We start from the raw sequence: 19,867 nt of genomic DNA on the forward strand, positions 1-19,867 counted from the left end.
GTGGCGATTGGTGACCGAAGCGGAGGCCGTGACAGGATGCAGCGCGTGCCCTCGGACAACGCAGGGTCCTCGGTCGCCGCGGACACATACGTCGCGGATCTGCACATCCACTCCCGGTTCTCGCGCGCCTGCAGCCGCGACCTGACGTTGCCCAACCTGGCCTGGTGGGCCCGGCGCAAGGGCATCGCGCTGCTCGGCACCGGCGACTTCACCCACCCGGCGTGGTTCGACCACCTGCGCGAGAGCCTGACCGCGGACGGCGACGGCCTCTACCGCTTCTCCGGCGAGGACGAGGTGACCAGGCGCCTGCCCGGCTCACTGCAGGGCACGCGCGCGGCGAAGTTCCTGCTCAGCGTCGAGATTTCCACGATCTACAAGCGCGATGACCGTACGCGTAAGGTGCACCACCTCATCTACATGCCCGATTTCGAGGCCGCCGCCCGGTTCAACACCGCGCTCGGCCGGATCGGCAACCTCACCGCCGACGGCCGCCCGATCCTCGGCCTCGACTCCCGCGACCTTCTGGAGATCACCCTCGAGGCCGGCGGCTACCTGGTGCCCGCGCACATCTGGACGCCGTGGTTCTCGGCCCTCGGCTCGAAATCCGGCTTCGACGCGATCGCCGACTGCTACGCCGACCTGGCCGACCACATCACGGCCGTGGAGACCGGCCTCTCCTCCGACCCGGAGATGAACTGGCGGGTGTCCAGTCTGGACCGCTACCGCCTGGTCTCGAACTCCGACGCCCACTCGCCGGCCGCCCTGGCCCGCGAGGCGACCCTCTTCACCGGCGAGCCCGGCTACGAAGCGGTGCGCCTGCACCAAGGACTGGCCGGAACCCTCGAGTTCTTCCCGGAGGAGGGCAAGTACCACGCCGACGGCCACCGCGCCTGCGGCGTCAACTGGGAGCCGCGGCGCACCCGCGAGGCCGGCGGCCGCTGCCCCGAGTGCGGCAAGCCGCTGACCGTGGGCGTGCTCAGCCGGGTCGAGGACCTGGCCGACCGGCCGACCGGCTTCCACCGCGACGACCACGTCGAGCACCTGATCCAGCTGCACGAGATCCTCGGCGAGATCAACGGGGTCGGCCCCAAGTCGAAGACGGTCGAGGCCCAGATCAACCACCTGGTCGCCACCCTCGGCGCCGAGCTCGACATCCTGCGCCGGGTGCCGCTCGACGAGATCGGCCAGGCCGGCGGGGACAACCTCGAGGAGGCGATCGGCCGGCTGCGGCGCGGCGACGTGCGCCGGGTACCGGGCTACGACGGTGAGTACGGCGTGATCACCCTCTTCGAGCCCGGCGAGCTGCGCGGCAAGGCGCCCCAGGCCGACGCGCTGTTCGACCTTCCGGCCTTCGACGTCCCGCAGCAGCGCAAGCCGGAGAAGGTCACCCCTCCGAAGAAACCCGCTAAAGCGGTTAAAGAGCCGAAAAATCCGGTGCCGCCTCCCCCGCTGGCCGTGCCGCCGAGCCCGCACGAGCCGTTCGAGCCGATGCTGGCGGGCATGGAAGAGGTGGGCACCGGCCTGCTCGATCGCCTCGACGCCATGCAGCGGGTAGCGGCGAGCGCCCCCGGTGGTCCGCTGCTGATCGTCGCCGGTCCGGGCACCGGCAAGACGCGTACGCTCACGCATCGCATCGCCTATCTGTGCGCCGAGCTGAACGTCTTCCCGCATCGCTGCCTGGCGATCACCTTCACCCGCCGCGCCGCCGCCGAGCTGCGCGAGCGCCTCGACGCCCTGCTCGGCGACGGCGCCGAGGACATCACGGTCGGCACCTTCCACTCGGTCGGGCTGACGATCCTCAAGGAGAACGCCAAGGCGGCCGGCCTCGGTCCGAGCTGGCGGATCGCCGACGACCGGGAACAGGCGGAGGCGCGGGAGCAGGCCGGGGACGACGATCTCGCGTACGCGAAACTGCTCCGCCAGCAGGACCTGGTCGACCTCGACGACTTGATCAAGTTGCCGGTGGCGCTGCTCGGCGACGAGCCGGCCCTGATCGAGAAGTACCGCAGGCAATGGCAGTGGATCTTCGTGGACGAGTACCAGGACGTCGACGAGACCCAGTACGAGTTGCTGCGCCTGCTCAGCCCGGCCGACGGCAACCTGTGCGCGATCGGCGACCCGGACCAGGCCATCTACTCGTTCCGCGGCGCCGACGTGAAGTACTTCCTGCGCTTCAACGAGGACTTCGTCGACGCCCGGCTGGTGCGGCTGACCCGCAACTACCGTTCCAGCGCCCCGATCCTGGCCGCCGCCGTGCAGGCGATCGCGCCGACGTCGCTGGTCAGCGGCCGCCGCCTGGACCCGGCCCGGCTCGACCCCGAGTCGCCGCTGGTCGGCCGCTACCCCGCCGCCAGCGCCGCCGACGAGGCCGACTTCGTGGTCCGCACGATCGACGAGCTGGTCGGCGGACTCTCCCACCGGTCGCTCGACTCGGGCCGGGTCGACTCCCGCGCGACCGCGGCCGGCAACCTGTCCTTCTCGGACATTGCCGTCCTCTACCGCACCGACGCGCAGTCCGGCGTGATCGTCGAAGCGCTCTCCCGGGCCGGCGTGCCGGTGCAGAAGCGGTCGCACAACCGGCTGCGCGACCGGGCCGGCGTGCAGGTCATCGCCCGCGAGCTGCGGCACGCGGGCGGCCTCGGCGGCTCGCTGGCGGCACGGGTGAAACTGACCGCCCAGGTGCTGGCCCAGCGGTTCGCGGCGCCGACGCTGGACGCCGAGCAGCTCGTCCCCGAGGACATCTGGGCGGCGGCCGACCTGCTGATGCCGCTGGCCCAGCGCATCGGCGACGACCTGCCACGCCTGCTGCAGGAGATCGCGACCGGCGCCGAGGTGGACGCGCTCGATCCCCGCGCCGAGGCGGTCAACCTGCTGACGCTGCACGCCGCGAAGGGCCTCGAGTTCCCGGTGGTCTTCCTGGTCGGCTGCGAGGACGGCCTGCTGCCGCTGCGCTGGCCGGGCGCGACGCCGACCGATGACGAGCTGGCCGAGGAGCGCCGCCTCTTCTTCGTCGGCCTCACCCGCGCGCAGGATCGCCTCTATCTGAGCCACGCGGCCCGCCGTTTCCGCCACGGCAGCGAGCGCGAGCAGAGCCCCACGCCCTTCCTCGACGCGATCGACTCCGGCCTGTTCGAGCGCCTCGGCGACACCGTCCCGTCCCGTCCGAAGGATCGCCAGCTCAGGCTGCTGTAAGCCCGATCAGGGCACCCACCAGCAGCGCCGGGCCGAACGGCATGATCTGTCGCCGGCCGGTGACCAGCACGAACAGCGCGATCGGCCCATTGATCAGGTGCGGCGCGAGCACGCCGACCACCACCGCCGGCCAGCCGGCGAAACCCAGGATCATGGCGAGCACGGCGGCCAGCTTCACGTCACCGAGCCCCAGACCTCCGGCGACCCACATCAGCCCGTACGCGGTGAGCACCGCGACCGCCGCCAGCAATGCCGGCGCGATCCGGTCGGGGCGCAGCACCGCGAGCGGCACGCCGCCCAGGACTCCGACCGCGGCGACGAGCCGGTCCGGCAGTCGCAGGCAGCGCCGGTCGATCACCGCGAGCAGCAGGCCCGGCACCGCCGCCAGCAGCAGGGGCGGCAGCCGCGGCGACGGTCCGATCACGACGGCGAGCAGGGCGGCGACCGTCGCGCCGGCGGCCGTCGTCCACGCGTACCCGCCGAAGCAGCACGCGGCTCCCGCCCGTACCCACCCGGAGAAGCCCGGGGAGAACGGCCGTGCGCAGACCGCGCAGGCCGGCCGAGGACCGTCGGCCCGGCCGACGGCGAGGCGATGAGCGAGCCGGGGGAGAAAGGCGGCGGTGGCCGCGCCGAAGCCGGCCGAGAAGATCACGAGGAGTGGCGACACGACCGTGGACCGTATCGGTCACGGCACGCGCGCCGGGGGTCAGGTTGCCGACACCAGCGGCGATTCCGTACGGGTTTGCCTGACCCCCGCACGCTACGGTGGCAGGCAGCGTTGACCGCATCCGGAGGAAATTCCCCATGTCGCAGAACGGCCCGCACTCCGGCCCGCCGTGGTCGCACGGGAGCTCCGACGAGCCGTATGCCGAGCCCGCCGACCCGTGGGGAGATCAGGGTGCCGGGGTCACGCCCGATCCGTCCTGGGGTGGTCATCCGCCGTCCATCCCGCAGCAGCCGGTTTCCTATCCGTCCGCGCCGATCAGTGGGGCCTCGATGTGGGGTCAGCCGTCGGCTTCCCCGCCGCCGCCCGAGAAGCGGAACACGCCGATCATCGCGCTGGTGGTCACGCTGGGCGTGCTGATCTGCATCGGGCTCGGTACGACGGCGTGGCTGCTCAAGGTCCGCAACGACAAGCCGAGCCCGACCGCCGGCCCGTCGGACGCGGCGACCAACCCCGGCCCGGCGCCGATCGGCAGCGAGGACGCCCGGTTCAACGTCAAGCAGGGCGACTGCGTGGTCAACGACGGCACCGACGCGAAGCCCGAGATGCGCAAGAACACCTGCACCACGGGGACGTACGAGGTGCTCAAGCGCATCGACGGCAAGACCACGGGGGAGAAGGACGCCGAGTCGAAGTGCGCCAAGGTGCCGGGTTACACCAAGTGGTACTTCTACGACAGCCCGCTCGACGACCTCGACTTCGTGCTCTGCCTCAAGGAGCATAAGTCGCTCTAGCGCTTTCTAGGCTGATTCGTAGATTAGGGTAGACGACACACGACGACCTTTCGATAGCGCTCTCTAGCTTTTGCGCTAGACGACCCGATACGGTGCTATCCGTGGATCCGGTGCGGAACCCGTACGCCCCCGGCGCTGGTCAGCGCCCACCCGAGCTCGCCGGTCGCGGCCGCGAGCTCGACGCCTTCGACGTGGTGCTCGAGCGGGTCGCGCGCGGCCGCCCCGAGCGCAGCCTCGTCCTGACCGGCCTGCGCGGGGTCGGCAAGACCGTCCTGCTCAACACGCTGCGCTCGGCCGCGATCGGCCGGCTCTGGGGCACCGGCAAGATCGAGGCCCGGCCCGACCAGTCGCTGCGCCGGCCGGTCTCGGCCGCGCTGCACATGGCGATCCGCGAGCTGGCTCCGCATCACCGCAACCCGGACCGGGTCGACGAGGTGCTGGCCGTGCTCAAGGCGTTCGCGCTGCGGGCCAACGACCCGAACGGCAAGATCCGCGACCGCTGGTCCCCCGGCATCGACGTGCCGCCCGCCCGCGGCCGGGCCGACTCCGGGGACATCGAGATCGACCTGGTCGAGCTGTTCACCGACGCGGCGTCGCTCGCCACCGACGTCGGCACCGGCATCGCCCTGTTCATCGACGAGATGCAGGACCTGGGCCCGGCCGACGTCTCGGCGCTGTGCGCGGCCTGCCACGAGCTCTCCCAGCTCGGCGCGCCGCTGATCGTGGTCGGCGCCGGCCTGCCCCACCTGCCGGCCGTGCTCTCGGCGGCCAAGTCCTACTCCGAGCGCCTCTTTCGCTACCAGCGCATCGACCGGCTCGACCGGGTCGCGGCCGATCTCGCGCTCTGCGCCCCGGCCGCGCGCGAGGAGGTCGAGTACGAGGCGAAGGCGCTCGACCTGCTCTACGAGAAGTCGGGCGGCTATCCGTACTTCGTCCAGGCGTACGGGAAAGCCACCTGGGATCACGCGCCGCAGTCGCCGGTGACCGACGCCGACGTGCGGGTGGCCGCCCCCGAGGCCGAGGCCGAGCTGGCGGTGGGCTTCTTCGGCTCCCGCTTCGAGCGCGCCACCCCGGCCGAGCGCGAGTACATGCGGGCGATGGCCGCGCTCTCCGGCGAGCCCGACAACGACATGGACGCGGCCGTGCCGACCGCGGAGATCGCCACGGCCCTCGGTCGCAAGCCGGCCAGCCTCTCCCCGGCCCGCGACGCGCTCATCAAGAAGGGCCTCATCTACTCCGGCGAACGGGGGACCGTGGCCTTCACCGTGCCGCATTTCGGCCGATACCTGCGTACCCAGCCGGTGTAAGGCCCGCAGGGCGGGTATAACCAGATTCATGAAGCCCGTACGCACCGCGGCCCGCGCCATGCTTGCCTCAATCTTCGTGGTCAGCGGCATCAAGATCCTGATCCGCCCCGACGACAAGGTGGAGACGGCGCGCCGGGTCACCGACCGCGTCGGGCCCCTCCTCGAGAAGGTCGACCCGCGCATCCCGACCGACGCGCGGACCCTCGTGCGGGCCAAGGCGGCCACCGACGTGGTGGCCGGCGTGGCGCTGGCGACCGGTCACTTCACCCGGCCGGCCGCCGCGGCGCTCGCCGCCGGTCTCATTCCGACCACCTTCGCCGGCCACCCGTTCTGGAGCAAGGAGAAGGAGGAGCGCGGGGCGCACCAGACCCAGTTCCTCAAGAACCTGGGCCTGCTCGGCGGCCTGCTGCTGGCCGCGGCCGACACCGAGGGACGCCCGAGCCTGCGCTACCGCACCGGCCACGCGGTCGACCGCTCGCAGCGCGAGGTCAAGCACGCGGTGGACCGCTCCCAGCGAACGGTGCAGCACGCGGTGAACCGGTCGCAGCGCTCGATGAGGCGCGCGGTCCGGACGGCGAAGCGGGAGGCCAAGATCGCGGCGATGTCGGCCGCCGCCGCCCGCAAGCTCCCGGGGTGATTCCGCAGGCCGGGTGACCTTGGGGCGATCCCGGCGTTAGAGGTACGTGATCGCGTTCGCCGGCGTCGCCGCCCTGGTGCTCGCCCTGGTGGCGCTGGCCGGCCCGGTCGCCCGCCGCTACGGCCGGTCCCGGGCCACGGCCGTCGCCGCCGCCGCGGCGCTGGCCCTGGTGGCCGAGCCGGTGCGGGCCGCGCTCGGCCACGGCGGCCTCGATCTGGTGCTTTTCGGCCTGGTCACGGCGGACGTGGTGGCGTTGCGCCGGTCGGCCTGGGCGCGCAGCCGGGCCGCCTGGTGGCCGGGACCGCCCGCCTCGCGCTCACCCGCTTCCCGCTCGACCCCCTCCCACTCGGCCGTCTCCCGCGCCACGTCGAGCTCGGCCGCCTCCCGGCTGTTCGCGTTGCGCTTGCTCGGCGCGCGGCCGGGCATCGCACTGCTGCGGCGGGCGTGGGCCACCGGCGCCTGGGCGGGGGTCGGCATCGGCGTGGCGACCGCACTCGCCCTCGGTCCGGTCGTCTTCCTCGTCTACCTCGTGGTCAGTCGTCAGTGGCGGGCCGCCATGACCGCCGCCGGCACCGCGGCCACGGTCCTCGGCAGCGCGGTCCTTCTCGGCCGGTCCCCGTCGTTCGGCGGTGACGGCCCGCTCGACGATCCGCTCAACCAGTCGCTGGCCGGCGTGCTGGCCCGCCTGTACGACTCGTCCGGCGCGCCGGTGCTGATCTGGCTGTCGTTCTCCGGCCTGCTGCTGGCGGTCGGCATGATCCGGGCTCGCTCGGCGCACGCCGACGGCGACGAGATCGCGGCCTTCACGCTGGCCGGCCTGACCGGCGCCGCGATCGGCCCGGTGAGCGGCGTCCACGCGCTGATCTGGCTGCTGCCGACGGTCCTGATCCTGGTCGATGCCGCGGCCCGCCTGCGCGTCACCACCCGCCGGCCCCGCCGGCAACGGTTCCCCGGCGCCGGCCACGCGACCGCGGCGGCACTGGTCTACCTGCTGATCCTGGTCGGCCCGCGGTGGACGACCGGCTGGAACGGCTACGCCTTCGCGATGATCCTGCTGCTGAACGCCCTGCCCTGGCGCCCGGGGGTGGCACCGGCCGTGCCGACCCGTCGCCCGCGCCCGCCACAGCCGATCCGCCGGGCGCCGGCCATCCCCGGCCCTAGGGGCAGTTGACCCATTCCTCGGAGCCGTCGGTGAAGACCTGCCGCTTCCAGATCGGCAGCCGCGCCTTGACCTCGTCGACCAGCCGCGCGCAGGCCGCGAAGGCCGCCGCCCGGTGCGCGGTGCTGACGGCGGCGACCAGGGCGACGTCGCCGATCGCCAGGGTGCCGATCCGATGCGAGACCGCCACCGCGTAGACCGCCGGGTCGGCCGCGATCTCGGCCGCCACCTCCCGGAGGATCGCGGCCGCCGTCGGATGCCCCTCGTATTCCAGGAGCGTCACGCCGCGCCCGCCGTCGTGGTCGCGCACCACGCCCTGGAACGACACCACCGCCCCGGCCCGGACGTCGGCGACCGCCTTCTCGTGGGCGGCCAGATCAAGCGGCACGTCGCGCACCTCGGCGAGGACGACTTCCCCGGTCGGGCCCCCGGCCTCTTCGGACATCTCGCTTTTCTCCGTCATGGGCGCTCACCGGCGATCAGCGGCAACGGCAGGAACGGGACGAGGTCGCCGGCGGTGGCCTTGGTGTCCGGCCGGACCACGATGAAGCCGTGGGCGTTCGACAGCCCGCGCAGCATCGCCGAGCCGACGTGGCCGACCGGTGTCGCCGACCGTCCATCGTGGTCGACGCGGGCCAGCGCGAGATGCGTGAAACCGCCGCGACCCGGCACGTCGGTGGTCGTCTCGACCCGGGTCAGCGCCGGCGCCGGACGGCCCTGGAGCCCGGCGAGCAGCGGGGCGACCAGGGTGATGAGGGCGATCACGGCCGACTGCGGGTTGCCGGGCAGGCCGGCCAGGAAGCGGGGTCGGCCGTCGGGGCCGGGGACGCGGACGCGGGCGAGCAGCATCGGGAAGCCGGGGCGGACCGCGACGGTGTTCACCACGTACTCGGCGCCAAGCTCGGCCAGCGTCGGGTGCAGGTGATCGACCGGGCCGTGCATCGTGCCGCCGGTCGTGCAGACCAGGTCGGCGCCGGACAGCGCGCCGCGTACCGCCTCGAGATGGGCCTCGAGCGTGTCGCGTACCGGGCCGGCGACCGCGGACCGATCCACGGTGGCCCCGCAGCGGCGCAGCCAGCCCGGGACCTGCGGGCCCAAGGAGTCGCGCACCCGGCCTGCGCCCGGGGTACCGGCGGTGAGCAGCTCGTCACCGAAGATCAGCACGCCGGCCCGGGGCCGTGGCCGCACGCTCACCGTCTCGTAGCCACAGGTCGCCGCGACGCCGATCACCGCCGGGTCGATCGCCGTGCCGGCCGGGAGCAGCTCCTCGTCCTTGTGCGCCTCCTCGCCGGGAAGCCGCCAGTCGGGCGCCGACCGGGGCTCACCCCGGACCCGGCCGTCGGCCTCCCGGGTCGAGTCCTCGATGCGGACCAGGGCGTCGGCCCCGGGCGGCACCATGGCGCCGGTCGCGATCTCGACGCAGGCGCCGTCCTCGTCGAGCGGGGCCGCGACGCCGCCGGCCAGCACCCGGCCGGTCACGCGCCAGGGCTGCGGGCCGCGCACCGCCCACCCGTCGATGCTGGAGGTCGGGAAGGCGGGCAGGTCGGTGAGCGCGCGCAGCGGCTCGGCCAGGGTGCGGCCGTCGGCGTCGGGCAGCGAGATCAGTTCGGCCGGTCCCGCGGCTCGGCGGCCCGCCTCGTACGCGAGCGCGCGGGCCTGCTCCCAGTCGACCGGAGTGTCAGAGCTCACCGGTCGAGCCTATCCAGCGCGACGGATAGGTGCCCGGCTAGGCTCGGTCCCACTATGTGGAAGATCGACATAGTCGGGTTTTGCACTATTCGCTTAGTCCCTCGTGCGTAGTACTCCTGGGCTACGACTGGCCGTGGTCACCGCCGTTGAGCTGGTCTATTGCGTGCCGGAGCAGCGGACCGAGCACGGCGAGGCCGTCCTTGGCGCCGCCGGTCGACCCGGGCAGGTTCACGATCAGAGTGCGGCCGGCCACCCCGGCCAGGCCCCGGGAGAGAGCCGCCGCCGGAACCTTGTCGCGGCTGTACGCCCGGATGGCCTCGGCGATCCCCGGCACCTCGTAGTCGAGCACGCCGCGGGTCGCCTCGGGGGTCCGGTCGGTCGGGGTGATGCCCGTTCCGCCGCTGGTCAGCACCACGTCGACGCCGTCCGCGACGGCCGCCCGAAGGGCCTGCGCGACCGGTTCGCCGTCCGGCACCACGACCGGATCGCCGACCTCGCAGCCCAGCTCGCGCAGCCCAGCGACCAGGCGCGGGCCGCTCGTGTCGGCGTAGACGCCGGCCGCCGCGCGGTTGCTCGCCACGATCACCAGCGCCCTCATGGACGGTGCTCCGGGCGTACCCACAGACCGGTCTTCCCGCCCTCCTTACGCAGGACACGGACGGCTTCGATGCTCGCCGCCGGGTCCACCGCCTTGATCATGTCGATCATCGCGAGACCGGCCGTCGCGACCGCGGTCAGCGCCTCCATCTCCACGCCGGTGCGGTCGGCCGTCCTCGTCGTCGCGGTGATCTCGACGGTGGTGCCGGTCAGCTCGAGATCGACAACGACTCCGTGCAGGCCAATCGGGTGACAGAGGGGGATCAGGTCGGGCGTGCGCTTGGCGCCCATGATGCCGGCGAGCCGGGCCACGGCGAGCGCGTCACCCTTCGGAACGCCCTCCCCCCGCAGCAGGCCGACCACCTCGGAAGTGGTGACGACGCGACCCGCGGCCACCGCCCGCCGAGCGCTGACCTCCTTGGCGGAAACGTCGACCATACGGGCCGCACCCGTCTCGTCGACGTGACTAAGCGGTGATTCCTCGGGCATACCGGGAGTTTATAGAAACCTCGTCGAAGCAGGTGGGATAGCCCGCCCACGACATGCGCTTCACCATTGAATGACGTGCAATGTTCATGATCTATCCGCTGCTCAAGAGCCTGCCGACGTTACGGATTAGATAGTCCTTATGTCAATCCGCAGGGTAATAGAAACAGCACCCTGCGCTATGTAGACACTGCGCTTCAAATCGACATTCGAGATTGCACAGAGTTTCCTTTCTCGGACAGGGAGTAACGACCACTCCCCCGATTATCGCTTTCTGCGCATACCGACACAAAAGGGTTACGGCTGCCCGCATCGTTGCATAACGTTTCGCTCGTCGCGACAAACAGAGATCAACTTAGAGCTCGGACTGGGGCCGGGTTCTTACGCGAGGAGAAAACAATGCGGGTCCGCGACTGGGAGTAGGGCGGTGCGCCGCCCGGCGTCCGTTGCATACGCTTGAGCCCGGGAACACATCCCGTTGAGCTCGGCGACAGGAAGATCCCGTGCCAGCAAAGCGAAGCTCCAACGACGACGTGACCGATAGGCGGCTCCGGCTGCTCGTCGGTCTCGTCGTCGTTCTCGCCTTCGCCGCCGCCGCCCTGGACGGCTGGTACGCGTTCCACGCACACCTGGCCGCGCCGCATCCGGCGGTCCTGTTCCTGATCTTCCTGATCACGGCGATCGGTGATCGCGTCAAGATCTACGTTCGCGTGCAGTCCAGCCAGAACGCCACCAACTGGAGCGAGATCCCGCTGATCGTCGGGCTCGTCCTCGCGCCGATGCCCTGGGTCCTGCTGAGCGCGACCGCCGGCATCGCGGTGGCCAAGGTCTTCGCCCGGGTCGCTCCACAGAAGACCCTCTTCGCGGCCGGCAAGCTGGTCCTGAGCGGCAGCGCGGCGGGCGCGGTGCTGATCCTCTCCGGCGCCCAGCCCGACCTGCAGAACCCGCACGTCAACGTGGGCGCGGTCGCGCTGGCCTACCTGGCGCTCAACGTCGTCGACCAGATCCTCTTCCTGCCGGTCATCGCGATCGCATCGCACTCGACGATCCGGCGGGTCTTCTTCCGCGACCTCGTCTCCGACCTGGTCGACAACGCGGCCAAGCTGATCACGATCGTCTACGTCGTGGCGGTGCTGGTCAGCGGCGCCAGCCTGCTCTGGCTGGGCTTCGTCCCGCTGGTGGTGGCCTGCCTGCACCTGTGGCACTCGCGCCGGCTGCGCACGGCCGAGGAGCGCGAGTCCTGGCGGCGGCTGGCCGACACCACCGACGAGCTCAGCTCGGTCGACCTCAACCGGGTTCTCTACCTGGCCGCCGAGCAGGGCGCCCGGCTTTTCTCCGCCGACGAGGTCGAGATCGACCTGGCCGCCAGCGGTGTGGATCGTGTGGTGCGCGCCCGGGCAGAGGGCGTCACCTACGACGGTCCCGGGCCTCGGAAGTTCGGTGGTGACTCGGCAATCACCACCGACCTCGAGACCCGGGACCGCAGTTACCGGGCCGGCGCGCTGGTGCTCGACTTCCACGGGAAGATCCGGCTCACCGAGTTCGAGCGCTACAAGCTCAAGACGTTCGCCTCCGCTCTCTGCACGGCCATCCGCAACGCGGCGGCCTACGCGGAGCTGCAGCGGCTGAACGAGCAGAACGCGTACGAGGCGGCGCACGACCCGCTGACCGGGCTGGCCAACCGCCGCGAGCTGTACGAGCGGGCCGACGTGCATTTCACCGGCCGCGCCGACGACGGTGTCGTCGCGCTGCTGCTGATCGACCTCAACCACTTCAAGGAGGTCAACGACACGCTCGGGCACGCGGCCGGTGACGCAGTGCTGCGCGAGGTGGCCCGCCGGCTCGACGACGCGGCGGCCCCCGGCGACCTGGTCGCCCGGCTCGGCGGTGACGAGTTCGCGGTCCTGCTGGTCGACCTGGCCACCCCGGCGCTGGCCACGCACCGGGCCGAGCAGATGCTGGGCGCGCTCGAGGCCACGCTCGAGGTCGAGGGCATGCAGATCACGGTCGAGGCCGCGGGCGGCATCGCGCTGGCCCCCGGCAGCGGCGGCATCAACGAGCTCATGCGTCGCGCCGACGTGGCGATGTACCAGGCGAAACGGACCGGGCAGACCACCGCGACGTACGCCCACTCGCAGGACACGGCCGACGTCGGCCGCCTGATGCTCGGCGGCGAGCTGCAGCGCGCCGTGGCCGAGCGGGAGTTCGTGGTCGACTTCCAGCCCATCGTCGACCTCGGCACCGGCGAGCTGATCTCGGCCGAGGCCCTGGCCCGCTGGCAGCACCCCGAGCACGGCTACCTCACGCCCATGCAGTTCCTGGAGACCGTCGAGCGCTCGGGCCAGCTCCCCGCGTTCGCCGACGCGGTGCTCGACCAGGCGCTGGCCGCCTGGGGAGCGTGGCGCGAGGCCGGCTTCGACGTGCCGGTCGCCGTGAACGTGTCGCCGCGCAGCCTGCTCGACCCGCGCTTCCCGGCCTCGGTGCTGTCCCGCCTCGAGCGGCACACCGTGCCCGCCGACCGCCTGGTGCTCGAGTTGGCCGAGACGCTGACGATCAGCCAGCTCGACACGGTCGGGCGCGCGCTGACCGAGCTGCGCGAGGCCGGCGTCGGCCTGGCGCTGGACGACTTCGGCACGGGCGTCTCGCCGCTCTCGGTGCTGTCGCACATCCCGATCAGCCAGCTGAAGATCGACCGCGAGTTCGTGACCGCCGTCGAGACCTCCTCGGAGGCCGCCGCCGTGATCCGCTCGACCGTCGACCTGGCCCGCAGCCTGCACCTGACCGTGGTCGCCGAGGGCGTCGAGAGCGAACCGCAGCGGCACGCCCTGTGGGAGCTGGGCTGCGTGGCGGGCCAGGGCCACCTGTTCGCCCGCCCGATGTCCTCGGCGCGCATGCTGGGCACGTTGCAGCGCGGTTCCGGCGGCCGCCCCGGCGCCCTGGCCGCGGCGTTGCACGACGCCGGCTCGGTCGTCCGCCTGCCGCGCCGCCGCCCCGCCACCGGCCAGGGCCGCACCGGCTCCGGCACGCCGCACCCACCGGCCTGAGCCGCCCGCCACCGGCTCGCACGCCACATCCACCGGCCTGAGCCGGCCATCAGCGGCCGATCCGGCCTCACGGGCCGACCACCAAGCCGAGCCGATTCACCCCGGCTCAGGGGACACGCCAAGCCGAGCGGACCCACCCAGCTCACGGACCCACCCAGCCGAGGGGGCCCATGCGGCTCCCGGACCTGCCCAGCCCGGGCGGCCCAGCAGCCCAGTCGGCCCACCCAGCGAACGCCGCCCAACCCAGCTGACATCGATCCAGGCCAGCGGGCCCACCTCGCCGACGCCAGCCGAGCGGCCCACCCCGCCAAGGCCGATCCGACCCATCGTGACCACTGCGCCGACGCTGGGGTGATCCGGCTCGCGCGAGCCGGTTGCGGGCTCTGCGACACTGGCGCGCGTGACTGGTCGCGCCGTTCGGGGGCTTGAGCGTGTTGATCGGGCGGGCAGCGGGCTCACCGCCGATCTCGTGCTCTACGCGCTGGCCGCGGGCTTTGCGCTGATCACGGCGCTCACCTCGACGCTCCTGCCGCATCGAGCCTGGGGTGCGATCGCGGCGTGGGCCTATGCGGTCGGCGCGGCGGCGGTGCTCCTGCAGATGGCGGGGCGCTTCACCGCGTACGGGCGCTCGGGGAACTTGATCGGCGATAGCGCGAGGGCCGCGCTCGCCTGGACCGTCGGGATGGCCGCGGGTCTGGTGCCGTTGATCGTCGAAGCGGTGCAGCGCGCGGGTGGGCGGACCGACCGCGCGCAGGAGGAAGTGCTGGTCGTCGAGCGGATGGGCGAGCGTCTGCTGCACGACGGCACGCCCTATCTGGCACGCGACGCGATCGCGGCGCTACCCCTCGACGAGCGGCTGATGGCCTACAGCCCCTATCAGCCCGGGATGGCGGTTTTCGGACTTCCGCGAGCTGCCTTCGGCGCTCACTGGTGGACGGACTCGCGAGTTTGGTTCGCGGTGGTGACGGTGGTTGCGCTCATTGCGGCGGTACGCCTGGCAGCCGGCCCGTCGTCGCTGGTGGTGCGCGCGATCCAGGCCGTCGCGGTCTTCCCGGTCGCTGCCTTGACGATCGCTACCGGCGGTGACGACCTGCCCGTGCTGGCTCTCTGTCTGCTCGCGCTGGCTCTGGCCGCCCGGGACCGTTTCGGCTGGGCCGGCGTCGCGGTGGGCGCGGCCGCGGCCGGCAAGCTGTTCGCCATTCCGGTGGTGGTGGTGCTCGCGGTGCTGGCCGTCGCCCGGGGCCGATGGAAAGTATTCCTGCCGGGAGCGATCGGGCTGCCGGTGCTCGTGCTGGTGCCGCCGTTCCTGGTCGACTCGGGCGGCTTCGTCGAGAACGTGCTGCGCTTCCCGCTCGGGCACGGGCTGGTCAAGAGCCCGGCGCAGTCGCCGTTCCCGGGCTACCTGATCGCGCAGCACCTGCCCGGTGGGCGGTTCCTGGCGGCCGGGCTGCTGGTGGCGGTCGCGGCCACCATCGGGGTGTGGCTGATCCGGCGGCCGCCACGGACGGCGACGACGGCCGCGCTGATCTGCGCGTGGGGGCTGCTCGCCGCGATCCTGCTGCTGCCGACGAGCCGCTTCGGCTACCTGCTCTACCCGGTCGCACTGCTGGCCTGGGCCCCGGCGTTGGCCCCGGTGTCCGACGTTTCCCGGCGAACATTCAGCAAGCACACAGCCGGACGAGGCCGGTCGGAGTGACATCGCCTTGTACCGTCGGTGAGATGCAGATGACCTGTCCGAAGTGTCACGGCGAGATGCGAGTCTACGAGCGCAGCGGCGTCACGGTCGATCAGTGCACCGAGTGCCGCGGCATCTTCCTCGACCGCGGTGAGCTGGAAAAACTCTTCGAGGCCGAGGCAAGCTACAACAGTCGGCAGGCCCCGCCCCGCCCCGCCGCCGCGCCCCAGGCGCCGCCGCCGGGCGCATACGCCCCGCCGCCGCCCCCGCCCCCGCACGGCGGTTACGCGGCGCCCCCGCCCCCGGCCTACGGGGCGCCGGCCGCACACGGTTACCCGGCGGCCGCTCCGATGTATGGCCACCACGGCCACTACCGGGCGCACGGCCATTACCGGGCGCAGGGCTATCACGGGCATTACCACCGCAAGCGGCACAAGAGCTTCCTGCACGACCTCTTCGACTGACCGCGCGTGAGGCGAGGCCGGCGCAACTTTGTCGGCGGCCTCGCCCGGCAACACGGCCAGCCGGTAGCCGTAGCCGCAGCGGATCGTCCTTCCGCACCGGATCGTCCTTCCGCAGCGCCGCGGTCGGTGTCGATGCGGGCGCGTGATCGTCGCCCGCAGTGGCGCCGGCGGGCGGGACGCTGTGCGGAGTCGGGATTCAGCCCCACGAACCGTCGTCGTGCAGGCGGTCGGCCGGGCCGTCCCCGGTCAGCAGGCCCGTCACGGCCTCGTCCACGGTCGCGCCCACGAACCACTCGCCGGCCTGGTCGAGGACGAATACGCGGCCCCGGTCGTCGAGGACGAGCAGGGCGTCGCCGCCTTCGGTGCCCAGGGGGAAGACGGGCGCGCCGATCACGTCGGCGAACTCGGCCAGGGTCGCGGCCTGGCGCGCGCCCGGGAGCGGGTCGAAAGTCAACAGGCGGATCGCCCGGCGACGGCCGGGGCCGCGGCGTCCGCACCGCACCCCGCCGAACTCGGCGAGCGCCCGCCGCGCGGCCGGGAACGCGGTCAACCCGCTGAGCCGCTCGGCCTCGGCGATCGTCGGGCTGCCCACCGACCCGGCGCCGGCCGACGTGCCCTCTTCTGCCGGGGCGACTGCGGTCGGGAGCTCGACTCCCAGCCAACCGCCGCCGGCCAGGGCGTGGGAGACCTCGGGCGGGAAGCGGCCCTGGACGCGGCTCGACCCGTATCGCCACTCCGTGGTGTGCGCCAGCTCCTCGGGTGGGAACACGCCCAGCCTCACCAGGACCGCCACACATGACTCGCATGGGCGGCACACCTGGCCCGCCTGGGGGTCGGCCGGTTCGCGTACCAGGAAAGCGGTCAACGCCGAACCCGGACGCCCTAGTGCATGCAGCGCGTCGGAGGCGGCTATCAGCTCGGCGTGACGGTCGACGCCTCGGACTCGGGCGCTCGGCGGGATGGTGGACAGGGCTTCGCGTACGAGCGGGTGATGGTTGAGGGTTTGGTCGCCCTTGGCACCCTGGGCGCGGAAGATCTGGCCGTCGACGATCAGCTCGGCGGCCGTGGTCGGGGTCGGCCGGCGCTTCGCGGCACGCCGCAGCGCCACCGCGGGATCGACCGTCGATGATGCACGCGGGCCTCGCAGCCGGTACTGCGCGGCGATCTCCTCGGACGGAATCGCAGGCCAGGTGGACAGTGCGCCCGTCTGTCGATCGATGACCGTGCGGGCGCCGTCGCCGGGGAGCGGCAGGACCGAGGGCTCCGGCCGCGTCCAGATGATCCAGCCGAGGTCGAACTCCGCGAGCGCGGGCTCACACGCGTACCCCCGCTGCTCGGTCTCGCCGCGCGCCCAGCGGGAGGCGATCTCCTCGGCCTCCGCCCGACTGATCATCGTGAATTTCCTCTCCTTGTGCGGAATGAAGTTACCGGAACACGCAACGTGGCGAAGCTCGGTATTGTCACGAGGTTCGATGGCGGCGAACAGGGAGCTGGAACCGTGTCAGAGACGGCGGATCGCGACGCCAACCAGGCACTGCGCGATCGGTTGAGCGAGGTTTACGGGCAGTACGCCCAACTGCGGTCCGATCTGGACGTTCTGCAGGAACGCCTGGCGGCCCTGCGGGTCAGCGCCGCGTCGGCCGACGGCGGGGTGCGGGCGACGGTCGACCCGCGCGGCCGGCTCGTCGAGCTGAGCCTCGACCCGGACGCGTGCCGTGATCCGGAGCTGCTCGCCCGCACGATCGTGGCCACCGCGCAGGAGGCGGCGTCGCAGACGGCGGGGCAGGTCGAGCAGCTGCTGGCCGGCTATCTTCCGGCCGACTCGGCGACGCTGCGCTTCCTGCGGGACAACGACCTCGGCTCGCTGTTGTGAACGCTTCCTGGCCGGGCGCGGCCCGCTCGCTCGCCGCGCTGCGCGAGGGTGCCGGCGCGTCGATCGCGGCGGCGTCGGCGGCCCGGCCGTGGGGTGATGACGAGGCCGGCCGGGCATTCGAGCGCCGCTATCGGCCGGTGGAGGCGCAGGTCCTGGCGGCGTGGGAGCAGCTCGCGCAGTACATGGAGAGCCTCGGCCGTGACGGTCTGGCCTAGCCCGATTCCGGGTCCGCGGGAGTTCTGCCCGTTCGACGTGCCGGCGTGGGCGGTGCGGCCGCTCTCCCGGGTCATCGATTTGTCGGAATCGTCCGCGGAGGCGGCGGCCAGGCCGGCGGCGGCCGGAGCCTTCTCGTGGCCGTCGGGGGATGAGGTCGCGACCTGGGCGGTGGCGGATCAGTGGTTTGCCGTGGCGGAGGCGCTGACGGGTCCGCGGGACGAGGCCTTCGCCGCCGCGGCGCCGATCGCGTCGCCGCAGTTCGCGGAGGCCTGGCGGCAGCTGGCGGGCGATCCGTCGGCGCCGCTCAACGCCCTGGCGCCGGTCGCGTCGGAGCTCGGCGCGGCGGTGGCCGAGTGCGCGCGCGAGCTGGAGGCCGCGAAGCTGGAAGCCTGGACCGAGATTGGTCGCTTCTTGCGCGATTTGCTAGGGCTTTCGGTGAGTACGCCACTGATCGCCCCGGCCGTCGAGGTGTTGATCGCCGTTACCCGCCTGGCGCTGCGACAGATCTTCGCCGGTCTCGCCCTTCGGCTGGCCGGAGGCACTTCCGCCGCTGCTCGGGTCGCTGACGAGACGACTCGCAGGTTGTTCCCGCCGACGACGACGGCGGACGTGGAGTTGGCCGCCGCACCTGTCGCGCCGCCGGAGAATGAGGTGGCCGCGCCCGGGCCCGCGCTCGGCAGGGAAAAGACCGCCAAGACGTCTTCCGGCATCAGCGCGTCCGGGATCTTGCGGAGGTCGTACGGCAGCTCGGAAAGCACACGGCGAGTTCTGTCGTCCGATTTGGATGTTCCTGATCGACATGACCCAGGGACGCAGACCGTCGCGATTCCGCCGATTCCGTCGGTGCGTGGCGAAACGACGGTGCTCATGGAGATTTCCGGCCCGATCGTGAGCGATCCGCCACCCGCGCCCACATCGCATTTCGGATATTTACCCGATGACCGTCGGGACGACTATTCCGCCTATTTGGACTCGGTGGGCCAAGACATCCGCGCGAAGATTGCCGGCCTCGACCGGCTCGCGGAACAGGAAACGCTCGGCGGTTCGGCGGAGCGGGGCGAGGAAGTACGTCGCCACATCAGCACCCTCCGCGCCATCCTTGCCGACCTCGAGAACGCCGCGGCCGATCACGCCGGAGCGGCTTCGGCCGCCGCCGGGGCCGATCAAGCCGGAGCGACCTGGGCCGCCGCCGGGGCCGATCAAGCGGGAGCGACCTGGGCGGCCGCAGGGGCCGATCACGCCGGAGCATCGCGCGCGGCCGACCACGCTGACACATCCCCGGGCGAAGAGGCCGCTCACGCCGGCACGAAGCCGCACGCGGCTGGGATGGGCACGGAGGTCTATGGCGGTCTGGGGGCTGCTCTAGCCGTACATCAGCAGGCTCTTGAGAACGCGATGCCGCGAGATGGCGACGGCCGTGCGACCCGCCTGGCCGATCCGCGCGCCGGGGAGTGGTTTCAGCTGATCAACGCGGGCGGGCCGGCGGCGGACCCGACCCGGGCTCTGAACTGCACCGATGCCGTCCTCGCGCTCTACGACACCTATCTCCTCGGTCGGCCGCGGGTTGCGGCGCCGCGGAGCTTTGACGGGTACGCCCACGGTGAGCCCAGCCGCCCGACCGGCGGCGAGTGGGATGGTCCGCGGCGCATCGAGGCCAGAGCCGGAACCACGTTCCAGAACCTGTGCCCGTTCCAGGGTGCCGCCGATCCCGCATCGGCTCGGTCCGCGGTCGACGCCGCCCTGCTCAACCTGGCGAACCACCTGCACAACTCGGGGCACGGCGCGTTCGCCTTCGTGCTCACCGACCTCGAGCGCGGCGGTTGCCACGCGTGGGCCACGATCAACCACGGCGGCGCGATCCTCTTCCTGGACCCGCAGATCGGCCGCCTCAGCGAGGAGGTGCCGCTGTACGCCCACCGCGGCGCCCCCGCCGACGCCAACGTCCTCTCCATGGACGCCCTGGTGGTCGACGCCGAGGCACGGCCGGCGCCGCTGCCGTACCACGGCCCGGGCCAATGGACGACCCGTGCGCCGGCACCCTGACCCGCGCCCGGCCCCCACCGCCCGAGC

Annotated in this window: 17 protein-coding genes; 11 read left to right on the forward strand and 6 right to left on the reverse strand. The window is 72.4% G+C overall.

Annotated features, from left to right (window positions below):
* Positions 1-36 precede the first annotated feature (36 nt).
* Positions 37-3,192 carry a UvrD-helicase domain-containing protein gene (locus ACQP2F_RS46140; RefSeq protein ID WP_433299425.1) on the forward strand — a complete coding sequence of 1,052 codons (3,156 nt, stop codon included), beginning with the start codon at positions 37-39 and terminating at the stop codon, positions 3,190-3,192.
* Here the strand turns inward: ACQP2F_RS46140 and ACQP2F_RS46145 are convergent.
* Complete coding sequence (locus ACQP2F_RS46145) at positions 3,179-3,859, reverse strand: prepilin peptidase (protein ID WP_433299427.1); 681 nt, start codon at positions 3,857-3,859, stop codon at positions 3,179-3,181. The genes ACQP2F_RS46140 and ACQP2F_RS46145 overlap by 14 nt on opposite strands.
* A 137-nt stretch (positions 3,860-3,996) precedes the next feature.
* On the opposite strand from ACQP2F_RS46145, the gene ACQP2F_RS46150 reads away from it, so the two are divergent.
* The 4 genes from ACQP2F_RS46150 (at position 3,997) to ACQP2F_RS46165 (ending at position 7,765) form a co-directional block, all read left to right on the forward strand.
* Positions 3,997-4,650, forward strand: coding sequence for an LppU/SCO3897 family protein (locus ACQP2F_RS46150; RefSeq protein ID WP_433299429.1), 654 nt, complete (start codon positions 3,997-3,999; stop codon positions 4,648-4,650).
* A 101-nt stretch (positions 4,651-4,751) separates the two neighbouring features.
* Positions 4,752-5,957: an AAA family ATPase gene (locus ACQP2F_RS46155; protein WP_433299431.1), complete on the forward strand. Its 1,206-nt coding sequence runs from the start codon at positions 4,752-4,754 to the stop codon at positions 5,955-5,957.
* A gap of 28 nt (positions 5,958-5,985) precedes the next feature.
* A complete protein-coding gene (locus tag ACQP2F_RS46160) occupies positions 5,986-6,594 on the forward strand; it encodes a DoxX family protein (protein WP_433299433.1) in 609 nt (202 codons plus the stop codon).
* Between the two features lie 46 nt (positions 6,595-6,640).
* Positions 6,641-7,765, forward strand: coding sequence for a glycosyltransferase 87 family protein (locus ACQP2F_RS46165; protein WP_433299435.1), 1,125 nt, complete (start codon positions 6,641-6,643; stop codon positions 7,763-7,765).
* Here ACQP2F_RS46165 and ACQP2F_RS46170 read toward each other — a convergent pair.
* The 4 genes from ACQP2F_RS46170 to moaC form a co-directional block, all read right to left on the reverse strand.
* Positions 7,752-8,198 carry a molybdenum cofactor biosynthesis protein MoaE gene (locus ACQP2F_RS46170; protein ID WP_433307909.1) on the reverse strand — a complete coding sequence of 149 codons (447 nt, stop codon included), beginning with the start codon at positions 8,196-8,198 and terminating at the stop codon, positions 7,752-7,754. The two genes, ACQP2F_RS46165 and ACQP2F_RS46170, sit on opposite strands and share 14 nt — an antisense overlap.
* A 14-nt stretch (positions 8,199-8,212) precedes the next feature.
* Positions 8,213-9,442: a molybdopterin molybdotransferase MoeA gene (locus tag ACQP2F_RS46175; protein WP_433299437.1), complete on the reverse strand. Its 1,230-nt coding sequence runs from the start codon at positions 9,440-9,442 to the stop codon at positions 8,213-8,215.
* A gap of 121 nt (positions 9,443-9,563) precedes the next feature.
* Positions 9,564-10,040 (reverse strand): MogA/MoaB family molybdenum cofactor biosynthesis protein, encoded by a 477-nt coding sequence (locus ACQP2F_RS46180; RefSeq protein ID WP_433299439.1) that lies wholly within the window; start codon positions 10,038-10,040, stop codon positions 9,564-9,566.
* Entirely contained in the window at positions 10,037-10,477 is a 441-nt protein-coding gene (gene moaC, locus ACQP2F_RS46185) for a cyclic pyranopterin monophosphate synthase MoaC (protein ID WP_433307911.1), read from the reverse strand. The genes ACQP2F_RS46180 and moaC overlap by 4 nt, the downstream gene beginning before the upstream one ends.
* Before the next feature lie 551 nt (positions 10,478-11,028).
* Here moaC and ACQP2F_RS46190 point away from each other — a divergent pair.
* From ACQP2F_RS46190 to ACQP2F_RS46200, 3 genes are all read left to right on the forward strand, one after another.
* On the forward strand, positions 11,029-13,569 hold the full coding sequence (locus ACQP2F_RS46190; RefSeq protein ID WP_433299441.1) for a putative bifunctional diguanylate cyclase/phosphodiesterase: 2,541 nt from the start codon (positions 11,029-11,031) through the stop codon (positions 13,567-13,569).
* Between the two features lie 400 nt (positions 13,570-13,969).
* Entirely contained in the window at positions 13,970-15,265 is a 1,296-nt protein-coding gene (locus ACQP2F_RS46195; protein ID WP_433299443.1) for a glycosyltransferase 87 family protein, read from the forward strand.
* 23 nt (positions 15,266-15,288) lie between these two features.
* Positions 15,289-15,708 (forward strand): zf-TFIIB domain-containing protein, encoded by a 420-nt coding sequence (locus ACQP2F_RS46200; protein ID WP_433299445.1) that lies wholly within the window; start codon positions 15,289-15,291, stop codon positions 15,706-15,708.
* A 196-nt stretch (positions 15,709-15,904) separates the two neighbouring features.
* Here ACQP2F_RS46200 and ACQP2F_RS46205 read toward each other — a convergent pair whose 3' ends face one another.
* Positions 15,905-17,101, reverse strand: coding sequence for an SUKH-3 domain-containing protein (locus ACQP2F_RS46205; protein ID WP_433299447.1), 1,197 nt, complete (start codon positions 17,099-17,101; stop codon positions 15,905-15,907).
* 105 nt (positions 17,102-17,206) lie between these two features.
* On the opposite strand from ACQP2F_RS46205, the gene ACQP2F_RS46210 reads away from it, so the two are divergent.
* Genes ACQP2F_RS46210 through ACQP2F_RS46220 form a run of 3 tightly spaced genes read left to right on the forward strand, consistent with a single transcriptional unit; the run spans position 17,207 to position 19,840 of the window.
* Positions 17,207-17,581 (forward strand): YbaB/EbfC family nucleoid-associated protein, encoded by a 375-nt coding sequence (locus ACQP2F_RS46210; RefSeq protein ID WP_433299449.1) that lies wholly within the window; start codon positions 17,207-17,209, stop codon positions 17,579-17,581.
* Positions 17,578-17,796 (forward strand): hypothetical protein, encoded by a 219-nt coding sequence (locus ACQP2F_RS46215; RefSeq protein ID WP_433299451.1) that lies wholly within the window; start codon positions 17,578-17,580, stop codon positions 17,794-17,796. The genes ACQP2F_RS46210 and ACQP2F_RS46215 overlap by 4 nt, the downstream gene beginning before the upstream one ends.
* On the forward strand, positions 17,780-19,840 hold the full coding sequence (locus ACQP2F_RS46220; RefSeq protein WP_433299453.1) for a toxin glutamine deamidase domain-containing protein: 2,061 nt from the start codon (positions 17,780-17,782) through the stop codon (positions 19,838-19,840). Before ACQP2F_RS46215 ends, ACQP2F_RS46220 begins: the two co-directional genes overlap by 17 nt.
* Positions 19,841-19,867 lie beyond the last annotated feature (27 nt).

Origin of the sequence: Actinoplanes sp. CA-030573, assembly GCF_050951115.1 — a bacterium.
Lineage (GTDB): Bacteria > Actinomycetota > Actinomycetes > Mycobacteriales > Micromonosporaceae > Actinoplanes.